The organism is Novilysobacter antarcticus (genome assembly GCF_019802285.1).
Taxonomy (GTDB): Bacteria; Pseudomonadota; Gammaproteobacteria; order Xanthomonadales; family Xanthomonadaceae; genus Novilysobacter; species Novilysobacter antarcticus.
In genome coordinates, this window is sequence record NZ_JAIEUJ010000002.1 from 55865 (window position 1) to 69159 (window position 13295).

General features: G+C 66.6%; 13 protein-coding genes and 1 tRNA gene. 4 read left to right on the forward strand and 10 right to left on the reverse strand.

The genetic code is table 11. The features are described 5' to 3' along the window. Window position 1 precedes the first annotated feature (1 nt). The 5 genes from KZ491_RS05015 to KZ491_RS05035 all read right to left on the reverse strand — a co-directional run bounded on the left by KZ491_RS05015 (window position 2) and on the right by KZ491_RS05035 (window position 6531). Window positions 2-976: a DUF1684 domain-containing protein gene (locus tag KZ491_RS05015; protein WP_222564802.1), complete on the reverse strand. Its 975-nt coding sequence runs from the start codon at window positions 974-976 to the stop codon at window positions 2-4. A gap of 1 nt (window position 977) precedes the next feature. Next, window positions 978-2855, reverse strand: a complete 1878-nt coding sequence (gene mutL, locus KZ491_RS05020) for a DNA mismatch repair endonuclease MutL (protein WP_222564803.1) — start codon at window positions 2853-2855, stop codon at window positions 978-980. A 100-nt stretch (window positions 2856-2955) separates the two neighbouring features. After that, the gene (locus KZ491_RS05025; RefSeq protein WP_222564804.1) at window positions 2956-4482 is read right to left on the reverse strand and encodes an N-acetylmuramoyl-L-alanine amidase; all 1527 of its coding nucleotides are present in this window, start codon (window positions 4480-4482) and stop codon (window positions 2956-2958) included. Window positions 4483-4570: 88 nt separating this feature from the next. Further along, a complete protein-coding gene (gene tsaE, locus KZ491_RS05030; RefSeq protein WP_222564805.1) occupies window positions 4571-5047 on the reverse strand; it encodes a tRNA (adenosine(37)-N6)-threonylcarbamoyltransferase complex ATPase subunit type 1 TsaE in 477 nt (158 codons plus the stop codon). Further along, window positions 5047-6531, reverse strand: a complete 1485-nt coding sequence (locus tag KZ491_RS05035) for an NAD(P)H-hydrate dehydratase (RefSeq protein WP_222564806.1) — start codon at window positions 6529-6531, stop codon at window positions 5047-5049. Before KZ491_RS05035 ends, tsaE begins: the two co-directional genes overlap by 1 nt. 64 nt (window positions 6532-6595) lie before the next feature. On the opposite strand from KZ491_RS05035, the gene queG reads away from it, so the two are divergent. Further along, window positions 6596-7681: a tRNA epoxyqueuosine(34) reductase QueG gene (queG, locus tag KZ491_RS05040; protein WP_343225586.1), complete on the forward strand. Its 1086-nt coding sequence runs from the start codon at window positions 6596-6598 to the stop codon at window positions 7679-7681. Between the two features lie 314 nt (window positions 7682-7995). Here queG and panD read toward each other — a convergent pair whose 3' ends face one another. The 5 genes from panD to pcnB form a co-directional block, all read right to left on the reverse strand. After that, complete coding sequence (gene panD, locus KZ491_RS05045; RefSeq protein ID WP_222564808.1) at window positions 7996-8376, reverse strand: aspartate 1-decarboxylase; 381 nt, start codon at window positions 8374-8376, stop codon at window positions 7996-7998. Window positions 8377-8472: 96 nt separating this feature from the next. Beyond that, entirely contained in the window at window positions 8473-9321 is an 849-nt protein-coding gene (panC, locus tag KZ491_RS05050; RefSeq protein WP_222564809.1) for a pantoate--beta-alanine ligase, read from the reverse strand. A 36-nt stretch (window positions 9322-9357) separates the two neighbouring features. Then, a complete protein-coding gene (panB, locus tag KZ491_RS05055; protein WP_222564810.1) occupies window positions 9358-10185 on the reverse strand; it encodes a 3-methyl-2-oxobutanoate hydroxymethyltransferase in 828 nt (275 codons plus the stop codon). Window positions 10186-10201: 16 nt separating this feature from the next. Continuing rightward, window positions 10202-10726: a 2-amino-4-hydroxy-6-hydroxymethyldihydropteridine diphosphokinase gene (gene folK, locus KZ491_RS05060; RefSeq protein ID WP_222564811.1), complete on the reverse strand. Its 525-nt coding sequence runs from the start codon at window positions 10724-10726 to the stop codon at window positions 10202-10204. Then, window positions 10723-12060 (reverse strand): polynucleotide adenylyltransferase PcnB, encoded by a 1338-nt coding sequence (gene pcnB / locus KZ491_RS05065; protein ID WP_222564812.1) that lies wholly within the window; start codon window positions 12058-12060, stop codon window positions 10723-10725. The genes folK and pcnB overlap by 4 nt, the downstream gene beginning before the upstream one ends. 107 nt (window positions 12061-12167) lie before the next feature. Between pcnB and KZ491_RS05070 the strand changes: the two genes are divergently transcribed. The 3 genes from KZ491_RS05070 (at window position 12168) to KZ491_RS05080 (ending at window position 13272) form a co-directional block, all read left to right on the forward strand. Continuing rightward, window positions 12168-12243, forward strand: a tRNA-Glu gene (locus KZ491_RS05070). A gap of 138 nt (window positions 12244-12381) precedes the next feature. After that, a complete protein-coding gene (gene fdxA, locus KZ491_RS05075; RefSeq protein ID WP_222564813.1) occupies window positions 12382-12705 on the forward strand; it encodes a ferredoxin FdxA in 324 nt (107 codons plus the stop codon). Between the two features lie 81 nt (window positions 12706-12786). Continuing rightward, window positions 12787-13272, forward strand: a complete 486-nt coding sequence (locus KZ491_RS05080; RefSeq protein WP_222564814.1) for a DUF4442 domain-containing protein — start codon at window positions 12787-12789, stop codon at window positions 13270-13272. Window positions 13273-13295: the final 23 nt, after the last annotated feature.

A 13295-nucleotide genomic window follows, 5' to 3' on the forward strand; every position in this document is an offset into this window, starting at 1 on the left:
GCTACCTTGGGCTGGCTGGCGGCACGTAGAGCTTTTCGCCGGCAGTGACGGCCAGATCGAGGCGGTTCTGCGGCGGCGGCAACGGACAGGTCGCAAAGTCGGAGAAGGCGCACGGTGGGCTGTAGGCGCGGTTGAAGTCCAACAGCACGCCGTCGTCCGCATCCGGCATCGGCGCGTCAAGGAAGCGTCCCGCGCCGTAGCTGCCGTGGCCGTTCGTGCGGTCCGCAAACACCAGGAACAGTCCACCGCTGCCGTCGTCAATCGTCTCCAGCCGGTAGCTCACTCCGTCACGCTGGAATTCCACCAGTCCGGGATTGGGCATCGCGTCGAACGAACCAATGATGTTGGCGATCTCGATCGTCTGCCCCGGCGGATGCGGAATGAACCGGCCACTGATCACCCAGTCCCGGTCGGCGGGCCAGTACTCCAGAGTGCCAAATCCCTTCCGTGTCGGCGCGTCCGCGTGGCGAACCCGCAACGCGTGGCGGTTGTCGCGCAGGATGACCGTCGCCTGTCCGCGGCCACCGTCAAAACCGAGCACGCTCGGGCCGGCGGGGTCGTCATCACTTCGCAAGACGACCGAACCCTTGACCGGCACTCCATCAACGCTCTGGTCGCCGCCGGACTCGGGAACAAAGCGCACCTTGCCCTCGCGCAGGTCCAGCATGCCCAGGTGCGCCGGGCCCATCGAGAGCTGGATGCCGTTGCCGGGATTGCGGCCCACGTAATGCGCGCCCGGGGTGATCCAGTGCAGGCCGACCAGGGTTGTCCAGCCGTCCGGTGCCACCAGCGCGGCGCGGCGCTGTTCGCGCCAGGATTGCTGGTAGGCCTCGAAATCAATTTGTTGGGCAGCCACATCAGGCTCCTGTTTGGCGTTGAAGAGGCGGTTGCCGTCGCATGCGCCGACGGCGAACAGGAGGCCTGCGGCCAGCGCAAGCGCTGGGATGGAAATGCGATGCCCTGGTGCGCAGCTCATCTCAACGTCCTCGCAGGAACCAGCGGTCGATCTCGGCCAGGCTGAAATGCGCCCAGGTCGGTCGGCCGTGGTTGCACTGCCCTGAGCGTTCGGTGATTTCCATCTCGCGCAGCAACGCGTTCATTTCCGGCAAGGTGAGCCGCCTGTTCGCGCGCACGGCACCGTGGCAGGCCATCGTGGAAAGCAGCTCGTCGCGGGCCGCGGACACGCGGATGCCCCCCAATGGCGACGCGCCGCCATGTTCGCGCAGATCCGCCAATACATCGCGCAGCAGCGCCTCCACGTCGCCGTGGGCCAGCAGCGCGGGTACCGAACGCATGGTTACCGATTGCGGCCCGGAGCGGGTGACTTCGAAGCCCAAAGTTTCGAGCACGTCCGCCTCGCGCTCTGCCACTTCGGCCTCGCGCTCGGACACCGCCAGGGTCGCCGGGACCAGCAGCGGTTGGGTCCGCAGTCCTTCGCCGTCGTGGGCACGTTTGAGCTTCTCGTAGCCGATACGCTCGTGGGCGGCGTGCATGTCAACCACGATCAAGCCGGCACTGCTTTCGGCAAGAATGTAGATGCCGTGCAACTGGGCGATGGCGTAACCCAGTGGCGGCAGTGTGGCTTCGCTGCTGGCGGGGAGCGGCATGGAGCCGGCTCCGGCGAGTCCGCCAGGTGGGACGCCGGCAGATACTTCGGCAGGAGGCTGGGCACCGTACAGCTGTGCCAGCCCCGCACGTTGGTCCGCGACCTGCAGCCCGAGCGGCGACTGCGGGCGGTGCCACGGGTAGGGGTTCACCGGTTGCGAGTCGCCCTCACCGGTGCCCGGAACGCCCGCAACCAGGCGCTCCTCCTGCTGTCCGCCGTGCAACGCGGCCGGCTGGCCGGCGCGCGTACGCGCCAGCACCGATTGGAGCGTCCGATAGACGAAGTCGTGAATCAGCCGCGAGTCGCGGAAACGCACCTCGTGCTTGGCCGGATGCACATTGACATCGACCCGCCGGGGGTCCAGCTCAAGAAACAGCACGTAGGCGGGCTGCCTGCCGTGGAAAAGCACATCCGAGTACGCCTGCTTGACCGCATGGGCCACACTGCGATCGCGGATCGCCCGGCCGTTGCAATAGAGGTATTGCTGGTCGGTGGAGGCACGGTTGTAGGAGGGCTCGGCAATCCAGCCATGCAGGCGCAATCCCGCCCCGCTGTGGTCCACGGGGATGGCGTTTTTGGCAAACTCCTCGCCGAGGGTCTCGTGCAGGCGCAGATCCGACAGACCGGCCTTTTCCAGCATGTCCGCATCACCCTTCCAGCGCCGCGAAGGCTTGCCGTTGTGCGACACGCGCAGCTCGACGTCGGGTCGGGCCAGCGCCAGTTGCCGCAACCATTCTTCGATATGCGACAACTCGGTGCGCTCGGCGCGCAGGAACTTGCGTCGCGCGGGAACGTTGAAGAACAGATCACGAACCTCAACCGTGGTTCCGACCGGGTGCGCCTTGGGCGCAACGTTTCCGACCTGGCCACCGCCAACCTCCAGCGAGGAGCCGTGCTCGGCATCGGCAGGACGCGAGGTCATCACGAAACGGCTGACCGAGGCGATTGATGGCAGCGCCTCGCCGCGGAAACCCAGGGTAAGCACGCCTTCAAGATCGTCCAGGGACGCAATCTTGCTGGTGGCATGGCGGGATACCGCCAACGGCAACTCCTCGGGCGAGATCCCGGAACCGTCGTCGCGCACCCGGATCAACCTTGCCCCGCCCTCCTCCAGATCGATGTCGACCCGGCGGGCACCCGAGTCGAGTGCGTTCTCGACCAGTTCCTTGACCACCGACGCCGGTCGCTCAACGACCTCGCCGGCGGCAATCTGGTTGATCAGGGTATCTGGAAGGGGACGGATTGACACGGAGCGGCAGGTCCTGGCGAGGTTGACCGGCCATCATAGCGAACGTGGGCTGTACCGCTGAAGGAGGCGATTGCCCCCATGCGAAGCAACCTTCGCCGGGTCAGGGACTGCCGCCGGCAGTGATCGATGCAGACGCGGTTTCCAGTGCGGCGGCGCGGGCCGCAAACATCGTGCCGGGCGGCGGCTGGCGGGTAAAGAAGGTGTTGACACCGTCCAGTACAGCGCCGGCGACCTTGCGCTGGAACGCGGGATCCTTGAGTCGGACTTCTTCGGTTTCGTTGGAAATGAAGGCGGTCTCGACCAGCATCGCCGGCATGTCCGAGGTGCGCAGCACTGCGAAGTTGGCACGCTCGATGTTCGGCTTGTGGACATTGCCGACGCGCTTGAGCCCGTCAAGGATCTGCCCTGCCGCATCTTCCGACGCCTTCATGTGACCGCTCTGGGTAAGGTCGAGCAGCACCGAGGCCAGCGTCGTGTTGGCGGACATGCGGGCACCTCCGATCAGGTCGGCCGAGTTTTCCTTGTCCGCCAGCCAGCGGGCACGCTGCGAGGAAGCGCCGCGCAGCGACAGCACGTAGACCGAGGAACCATCCGCGTTGCGGTTCTCGGCCGCGTCGGCGTGGATGGAGATGAACATGTCAGCCTTCGCGGCCCGCGCCAACGCCGCCCGCTTGTTCAAGGGTATGAAGACGTCGTGCTCGCGGGTCATGTAGGCCTTCAGCCCGGGAGTGGCGTTGATCTGGCGGGCCAGCTCCTTGCTGATCGCCAGCACCACGTCCTTCTCGCGCGTGCCGTTCTTCCCGATCGCGCCCGGATCCTGCCCGCCATGACCGGGGTCGATCGCGATGACCAGCGGGCGCATGCCCTGGCCCTGCATGACCTGCTGGATGGTCTTGACCGGCGGAGTCGCAGCGGGCGGTGCAGCCACAGGCGGCGGGGCCGCACGGGCGGGTGAAGGAGCCACTGCAACCATGCCCGGCATTGCAGCCTGTGGAGAAGGACGGTTCGCGAGTTCTCTGGCCGAGGCGGCGGCATTGGCCGCAGCGATCTGGGAGATAAGCCGGCTGGTGGCCTCCGCGGAAGCCGCCGTATCCACCCGGGTCGGTGTGGGCGCGGCTACCGGTGCCATCATCTGCGCCGCCGCGGCGGTGGAAGCCGCGCTGGGTGCCTGCGCGGACGTCGGTGAAACCGCAATCGCCGCTGCCGGCGTGGCAGCTGACGCGCCGTCACCGGGCCACTCCACCACCAGAACGGGGCCATTGCCGCTTTGCTCGATTCGCGGCTTGAGCGCAGTGATCGTTTGCGAAAGGTCAAACACCACGCGTGCCGTACCCGGCACGGGCTTGCCGGTCCTTACCGAGGTCACCACGCCTGCACCGGCGGGAAGCGACAGCGTTGGCGAAACGGAAGACGCCGGCATGTCGATCACCAGACGATCCGGACCGGCCAGACTGATGACCTTGAACTCGCCAGGAGCGTCCAGCGCAATCTCCGCGCGCGTCCCGGTGGCGCCTGCATTGAGCTGCAGGCCCTTGATTTCACTCGCGTGCACAGCGCCGCCCGCGCAGACGGCGATCAAGGTCAAACCGAACAGACGGCGGCACAGGCTGGGGGATTGGACTCGCATGCCGCGTAGTCAACCATCGCAAACCCGTTATTGCAAGCACTTTTTCCCTTATTAATCCGATACCTGCCGCATCTTCCTGCCAAAACGTTCAGGAGTCGGCGGTGAAGTCGTTCGCCTTCAAGAGGCGCTGCAGCCATGCAGTCCCGGCACTGCTCTGTGCCGAGAGCCGGGCGCGGCGGCCGTCGCCCTGAACTTCCAGCGCGATCTGAAGATCCGCAGGCGGCAGCCCCCCGCGGCCACGATCCGCCCATTCCACCAGCCACAGGGTCACGTCCGCGCTGTCCAGACCCAGATATTCCAGCTCGGCCGGATCGCCGATCCGGTACAGATCCAGGTGCCACGCCTCTCCACCGCCGTCGAGCGGGTAACGCTCGACCAGGGTGTAGGTGGGACTGCGGATCGTGCCGCGCACGCCCAGCTCGCGCAGCAGCGCGCGGGCCAGCGTCGATTTGCCGGCGCCCAGATCCCCCTCCAGGTGAACCACGGCATGTTCAGGCCGGGTCCGCGCTAGGGACTGACCCAAGCCATCCGTCTGGCTGCTGTCGGCGAGCGTGAAAACGGCCATCAGCGGGCTCCGGGATTGGCGTGGCAACGCAGCCACCGCATAAGGTCGCTCGGCAGCAGTCCTCGCTCTCCGCCATCTGCAGCCGCCGAATCGCCGGCCACGGAGTGCAGCAGCGCGCCGCATACGGCGGCGTCCCCCGGCGGGAGTCCCTGCGCGAGCAACGCGCCGATGACGCCGGCGAGCACGTCGCCCATGCCGCCAACGGCCATGCCGGGATTGCCGGCGTCGATGAGGCTGGCGTCCCCGGAACTGTCGGCGATGATGGTGCCGGCTCCCTTCAGCACCACCACCGACTGGTAGCGCGAGGCGATGGCACGCGCCGCGGCGAAGCGGTCGTGCTGCACATCGGTGATCGCGGTCTGCAACAGCCGCGCGGCCTCGCCCGGATGCGGCGTCAGTACGGCGCTGGCAGGGACCGAAGCAACATCGGCCGCGATCAGATTCAACGCATCTGCATCCAACACGATCGGCAGGCCGGACGCGACGATTGCGCGCAACCACTGGCGGCCCCAGTCGTCCTGACCCAGACCCGGGCCGATCACGATGGCGGTCGCCCGGCCAATCAGCGCGTCCAGCACCGTTCGACCGGCGCCATCGCCGTGCACCATCGCCTCCGGCAGCCGGGTCAGCAGCGGTCCGACGTGGGCATCCCGGGTGACAACGTCGACGAGTCCGGAGCCCGTGCGCAACGCCGCCTCGGCAGCGAGCATGATGGCACCACCGTGGCCGTGGTCGCCGCCGATGCAAAGAAGTCGACCGTTACGACCCTTGTGACTGTCGCGCCGACGTGGCTGCAGCCAGTGCGCCAATTCCTGCGCCCTCAGCCATGCCACATCGGCCTGCGCCGAACGCAGATCCGATTCCCCCAGGCCCAGCTCCGCAACCTGCAGCCGACCGGTGAAATCACGCGCCGCGCCGGTGCGCAAGCCGGCCTTGGCGGCGATGAATTCGAGGGTGAGCGCGGCCACGACCGCTGCCGATCCGGCTGCGCCGGTGTCTGCGACCACGCCGCTGGGAACATCGAGCGCAAGCACGGGAGCCGACTGTCTGTTGATCCGCTCGACCAACTCCGCGACCGGTCCCGTCAGTTCGCGTGTCAGCCCGATGCCGAACAACGCGTCCACCACCACATCGACGGGCGGCAGCGGCGCTTCCGCGCCGAGCAGTTCACCGCCTGCTTCGATGTATTCATGCCTCGCCCGGCGGCATTCGGCGGTTCGCGGCTCGTGGTCCGGGAGACAGACGACGGACACCTCGCGATCGGATGCCCGCGCCAGCGTCGCCAGCACGTAACCGTCGCCGCCGTTGTTGCCAGGCCCGCAAACGACCAGTAGCGACTGCGCTTGCGGCCAGTGCTCCAGGACCACCTGCCAGGCGGCGCGACCGGCACGGCGCATCAGTTCGAACGGATCGCCAAGCCGAACGGCGGCGCGCTGTTCGATTTCCCGCAAGGCATCGCTGGTGAGGAGGACGGCAGGCGACATGCGGCGATTCTATACTTACAGAGCCGTGACCCCTCCCTCCCGCCCCTCCACACCGCCCAGCAGCGTGACGCCGTCGCGCGATTCCCGCGGGCACGCCGACCCTGCGGCGCTCGCACTGCGCATCCGTGAACTGGCCGCGGAATTCGGGTTCCAGCGCTGCGGCATCAGCGGCATCGAGCTGGGCGAGGACGAGGGGCATCTTCGCGACTGGCTGGAAAAGGGCCTGTACGGGTCGATGGAATGGATGGCCCGTCACGGCGAGAAGCGCTCGCGCCCGGCCGAGCTCGTCCCCGGAACCTTGCGCGTTGTGTCGGTGGGTCTGGATTACGGGCGCCGCGACGACACCGAGACGTGGCAGACTCTGGCCGATGGCGAGCGCGCCTATGTCGCCCGCTACGCCTTGGGTCGCGACTACCACAAACTGATGCGCCAACGCCTGCAGAGGTTGGCCGACCGCGTCGCTGAACTGGTCGGGCCGTTCGGCCACCGCGTGTTCGTGGATTCCGCCCCGGTGTTGGAGCGCGCGCTCGCCCGCAATGCCGGTCTGGGCTGGATCGGCAAGCACACCTGCCTGATCGACCGCGACGGCGGTTCTTGGTTCTTCCTCGGCGAGATCTACCTGGACCTGCCGCTGCCCGTCGACGAACCGGCCACGTCGCACTGCGGAACCTGTTCGCGCTGCATCGATGTCTGCCCGACGCAGGCGATCATCGCGCCCTACCGGCTTGATGCACGGCGGTGCATTTCGTACCTGACCATCGAGAACGACGGGCCGATCCCGCTGGAATTCCGCGAGCCGATCGGCAATCGGATCTTCGGCTGCGATGACTGCCAACTGGTGTGCCCGTGGAACAAGTTCGCCAAGCGCAGCGACGAGCCCGACTTTCGTGCCCGCAACAACCTGGACGAGGCCAGTCTGGCGGACCTGTTCGCGTGGACGGAGGCGGAGTTCCTGGAACGAACCGAGGGCTCGGCGATCCGCCGCAGCGGGTATCGCCGCTGGCTGCGCAACATCGCCGTCGCACTTGGTAACGCACCTACAACCGCACAAGTGCTGACGGCACTGGAGTCACGTCAGGACATCGATGACGACCTCGTGCGCGAACACGTGACGTGGGCATTGCAGCGCCATCGCGAGCGCGGCGGCTGAGGTGAACGAGCGCGGTACCCGCAGACCTTCCGGGCGAATGTCCCCCGGCGCCCTCCTCCGGCGGGTACCTCCTCCTTTATTTCGCCCCGAAGGTCTACGGGTACCGCTGCAAGATCGCACGCGTACGCAGGCAGCGAGCTCGCGGGTTTACGCTTCTACAACCACCGCGCGCTGCAACAACGGGAGCGAATGCCGTTGGGGAGAAATAAAGGAGGAGGCACCGGCTGTATCGGTGCCGGGGGACATTCGCACCCAATGGCACTCGCTCCCGGTGCCCCGCCATCCCGGCGCATAACGCGACCGGATCGGAGGGATCACGCCGCTTGGGCGGGGATCGAATCGTTGGTGTGGGTCATCGCGTTTTCGGCATCGACGTAAACCAGGGTCGGCTTGAACTGCGCCGCCTGGGCTTCGTCGAACTGCGCATAGGCGCAGATAATCACCAGGTCGCCCGGCTTGGCGCAGTGCGCCGCGGCGCCGTTGACCGAGATGATTCCGCTGCCTTCCTCGGCGCGGATCGCGTAGGTCACGAAGCGATGGCCGGAGTTGATGTTGTAGATGTGGATCTGTTCGTATTCGCGAATGCCGGAAATGTCCAGAAGCCGGCCGTCAATCGCACACGAGCCTTCGTAATGCAGCTCGGCATGGGTGACGGTGGCCCGATGGATCTTGGCCTTGAGCAGGTTCAATTGCATGGTTCAAAAACTCCGACCGAACGGCAGCTGCGTGTGGAGATGTGAGTTTATCAGGGGATGGCGCACTGCAGCATGAGCGGCGACAAAACGCTGTGTCTAGCGCTCAAACTCGATGTTGTCGATCAACCGCGTGCTTCCCAGCCGCGCCGCCGCCAAGGCCACCAGCGGCCCCGCCGCGTCAGCGTCGGCCGCACTCAGATCCGGATGATGGATTGCCACGTAGTCGACCGCAAAGCCCGCCCCGGCAAGTTGCGCCGCCGCATCCTTCTCGGCCGCGCGCAAAGACATACCCGCCATCACAGCCTCGCGCGTGTCTTGCAAACTTCGGTGGATCGCGGCCGCCGTCTGCCGATCCGAAGGAGACAGATACTGGTTGCGTGAGCTCATCGCCAGTCCGTCGGCCTCGCGGATGATCGGCGCAGCAACCAGTTCAATGGGAAATGCCAGATCGCGGACCATGTAGCGGATCACCGCCAATTGCTGGTAATCCTTGCGTCCGAAAACCGCGACGTCCGCCTGCACCTGGTTGAAAAGCCGGGCGACGACCGTGGTCACGCCGTCGAAATGGCCCGGACGGTGGGCACCCTCGAGGACGGCCGTCACGCCCGGCACCCGGATTTCCACGACGCCTTGCGTGCCGTGCGGATACATCGTCTCCACCGAGGGCAGCCACATCGCGTCGGCGCCCGCTTCCTCCAGCGCAGTCATGTCGGCCTCGACCGTGCGCGGATACCGCTCGTAATCCTCCCCCGGACCGAACTGGGTCGGGTTGACGAACACACTGGCGACGACGCGATCAGCGTGTTCGCGGGCGAGCCGGACCAGCGACTGGTGGCCGGCATGCAGGTTACCCATCGTGGGCACGAAGCCCACGCGCAGGCCCGCCTGTTTCCAGCCAAGCACACGCTCGCGCAACAGCGCAAGTTCGGAAATGGTCTCGATCATCGGATTCTCGGCCGCGGAAAGAACGGTATGGGTGGCTCAGGCGTAGGAGTGTTCCGGGCCGGGGAAGTCACCGTCCCGCACAGCGGTAGCAAATGCCTGCATCGCCCCGACCACCGAGCCACCTTCGACCAGGAAGTCCTTGACGAACTTGGGCCGACGTTGCCCACCGGCCAGGCCGAGCATGTCGTGCAGCACCAGGACCTGGCCATCGCACTGCGGGCCGGCACCGATGCCGATGGTGGGAATCTCCAGCGCGGTGCTGATCGTGCTGGCGACGGCGCTCGGCACGCATTCCAGCACCAGCAACTCCGCGCCTGCATCGGCAACGGCGCGGGCGTCGTCCAGCAGCTTGGCAGCGGCTGTTTCGTCGCGACCCTGCACCCGGTAGCCGCCAAGGCGCAATACCGACTGCGGGGTCAGGCCCAGGTGTGCGCAGACCGGAATCTCGCGCTCGACCAGATAGCGTATGACCTCAAGTTTCGGCCCGGCACCTTCGATCTTGACCATCGCGGCGCCGGCCTGCAGGAAGCGGGTCGCCGCATCCAGTGCGCGGGTCGGCGAGGCATCGGACTGGAACGGCATGTCGGCCACCAGCAGCGCGGTCTGCAGGCCTCGGGCAACGCAGGAGGTGTGGTAGGCGATGTCGTCCACGGTGACAGGCAAGGTGCTGGCCTGACCCTGCACCACCATGCCCAGCGAATCGCCGATCAGCACCAGGTCGATTCCGGCTGCTTCGACTGCACGCGCGAAGCCTGCGTCATAGCAGGTCAGCATGACCAGTTTCCGGCCGTCCACCTTGGCCGCGCGCAGCATCGGCACGGTCCAGGGTTTGCGCTCAACAGGGGATGAGGGGGAGGTATACATGGCTCAGTGCTCGTAGTCAGTCGCGCGGGGGTGCGGCGGTTGTACACGGTAGCGCCTGGATGTCGTCGCAGGCCAACCCGGCCAACGCATCGGCCGCGCGTCCGATGCCGGGGATGGTGGCATCGGGGGCAATTTCCAACAGTGGCAGCAACGCAAAGGCGCGCTCGTGCAGGTGCGGGTGAGGCACCGTCAGGCCGGGCTCGTCGACCACGCGATCGCCGTACAGCAGCAGGTCCAGATCGAGCGTTCGCGGCCCCCAGCGGTCGCTGCCATCGTCCAGGCGGACGCGGCCCGCTTCGCGTTCGATCTCCAGCAGAGCGCGGAGCAGCGCCTGTGGAGGCAGCTCGGTGCGCAGCATGCCCACCGCATTGAGGAAGTCCGGCTGATCGGTCATGCCCCAGGCGGGCGTGCGATACAGCCGCGAGGTGGCGAGAACCTCCGTGCGGGGAATGCCGCCCAAGGCCGCGAACGCCTCGCGCATGATCGCCGCGCTATCACCCAGGTTGCTGCCCAGGCCAACGAAGGCAACGCTTGCGGTCATTCGCCGGCGGCTGCAGTGGGCCTGCGGCTGCGGCGGCGCGGACGCCGCGGTGCGTCGTCGTCGGAGTCCTGATCATCGCGCGGCCGCGGACTGGGCTGGCCCGGCCCCATGCCGACCAGCTCCTGTTGCTCGCGCCAGAACGCGACGTCCTCGGCGTGTTCGTCAGAAGCGGCCAGGCGCAGGCTGAGGAAGTCGAACGCGGCGCGGAAGCGGGGATGGCCGAGCATCCGCGACACGCGCTTGCCCTGACGGAGCGAGAAGCGGGACTGCAGCAGCCAGATTTCCTGCATCGGAATGGAGAACCGGCGCGGCAGCGCGACCGTGGACAACTGGCGCACGGTGACGCGGTCGGCGGCCCGTCGCTGCGCGTCGACGGGCTGCACGCCCTGTGCCTGTAACGCGATCAGGGCCCGGCAGTACGCAGGCCACAGCAGCAGGGCGAACAGGAATGCCGGCGATACGGGCTCGTCGTTGGCGACGCGCTCATCGGTGCCGCGCAATCCATCGATCACCACGCTGCGCAACGCGCCGCTGCGGTTGGCCGTCAATGCCGCCGCGGTATCCGGGAACAACGCCGGCAGCAGGCCGCGGGCCTCAAGGCCGATAAAGCTCTCCACCGCGTGTCCGGAAAGGAACAGCTTCAGGCATTCCTCGAACAGGCGCGCCGGTGCCGCCTCCGACAGCAGGTGCGCCAGCTGCGGAATCGGCTCAGCCGTGGCCGGCTCGATCTCAAAACCCAACTTGGCCGCCAGCCGGACCGCCCGCAGCATGCGTACCGGATCTTCGCGGTAACGTGTTTCCGGATCGCCGATCAACCGCATCAGACGGTTTTGCACGTCCTCGAAACCGCCGGTGTAGTCGCGCACGGAGAAGTCTTCGATCGTGTAATAGAGGGCGTTGGCGGTGAAGTCGCGCCGCACGGCGTCGTCCTCGATGGTGCCGTAGACGTTGTCACGCAACAGCCTTCCGCCCTCGTGCTGCTCACGGTCGCCACTGCCATCGTCGGTATTGGCGCGGAATGTCGCCACCTCGATGATCTCGCGACCGAACACCACGTGCGCCAGGCGGAATCGGCGGCCGATCAGGCGGCAGTTGCGGAACAGCTGCTTGACCTCCTCCGGCGTCGCGCTGGTGGCAACGTCGAAATCCTTGGGCTGGCGTCCGGCCAGGAGGTCGCGAACGGCGCCTCCCACCAGATAGGCGGAGAAGCCGCCGTCGCGCAACCGGTACAGCACCCGCAGCGCATTGGGACTGATGTCCTTGCGGGAAACGTTGTGCTGGTCGCGCGGGATGATCCGCAGTTCGGGCTTGGAAGGTGGGTTTTGTTCAGGCATCAGGCGGGCTTCGCCGCTTTGGGAATTTCGCAGGATACCAGTTGCCGGGATGATCAGCCGTCTCTATACTGTGCGGCCACGCAACGGTGAGAGTCCGGCGTGGATCTGCTCCCTTCGTCTAGAGGCCTAGGACGTGGCCCTCTCACGGCTAAAACACGAGTTCGAATCTCGTAGGGAGCACCATCTACCGAAAGCCCGCGCATCGCTGCGCGGGCTTTCTTTTTGGCCGGCGCCGGCGCGGATGCATTCCATTCGCCGAAGTCCGCGCGGCGCTCGCTACAATCGTTGCGAACCATCCTTTGGAATACGGGAATACGCGTCATGACCTTCGTCGTCACCGAGAGCTGCATCAAGTGCAAATACACCGATTGCGTCGAGGTGTGCCCGGTCGACTGCTTCCATGAAGGTCCCAACTTCCTGGTCATCAATCCCGAGGAATGCATCGACTGCACGCTGTGCGAGCCAGAATGCCCGGTCAGTGCGATCTACCCCGAGGACGACGTGCCGCGCGGCCAGGAGGTGTACGTCGCACTCAATGCGGAGCTGGCGGCACTGTGGCCGATCATCTCCACGCGCAAGGACCCACCGCCCGATGCGGCCGAGTGGGACGACAAGACCGGAAAACTACCGCTGCTGGAGCGCTGACACCGACCGGTTCGCTCCGCGGCACTTGAATGTACGCCTGCGTATGGCAGGCTGGCCGCCCCTCGTTGACCTGCCCCGCCCATGAAAGCCGGCCTGCTTCGCCACGTTCTCAACCTCTGGCCCCCGTTCCTGTTCAGCGGCGTCCACGTCACCCGTCTGGACACGGACTACCGCCACGCGCGGGTCGAGCTGCGCATGCGGCCCTGGAACCGCAACTATGTGCGGACCCATTTCGGCGGCAGCCTCTTTGCGATGACCGATCCGTTCTGGATGCTGCTGGTGATGCAGTCACTGGGTCGCGATTACATCGTCTGGGACAAGGCCGGCGAAATCGAATTCGTCAAACCCGGCCGTGGCACTGTGCGCGCGAGCTTTGATCTGGAGGAGGACGCGCTGAACGAATTGCGCCAGGCCACCGCCGACGGCGCCAAGGTCCTGTGCTGGTTCGACACCGATGTGATCGACGCCGCTGGCGATGTCGTTGCCCGCGTCCGCAAGCAGCTGTATGTACGGCGCAAGCGTGATGCGCATCGCGGCCGCGGCGTCGAGCTGGACACGCCCCGATAACCCGAACCGGGGGTATGCTCTCG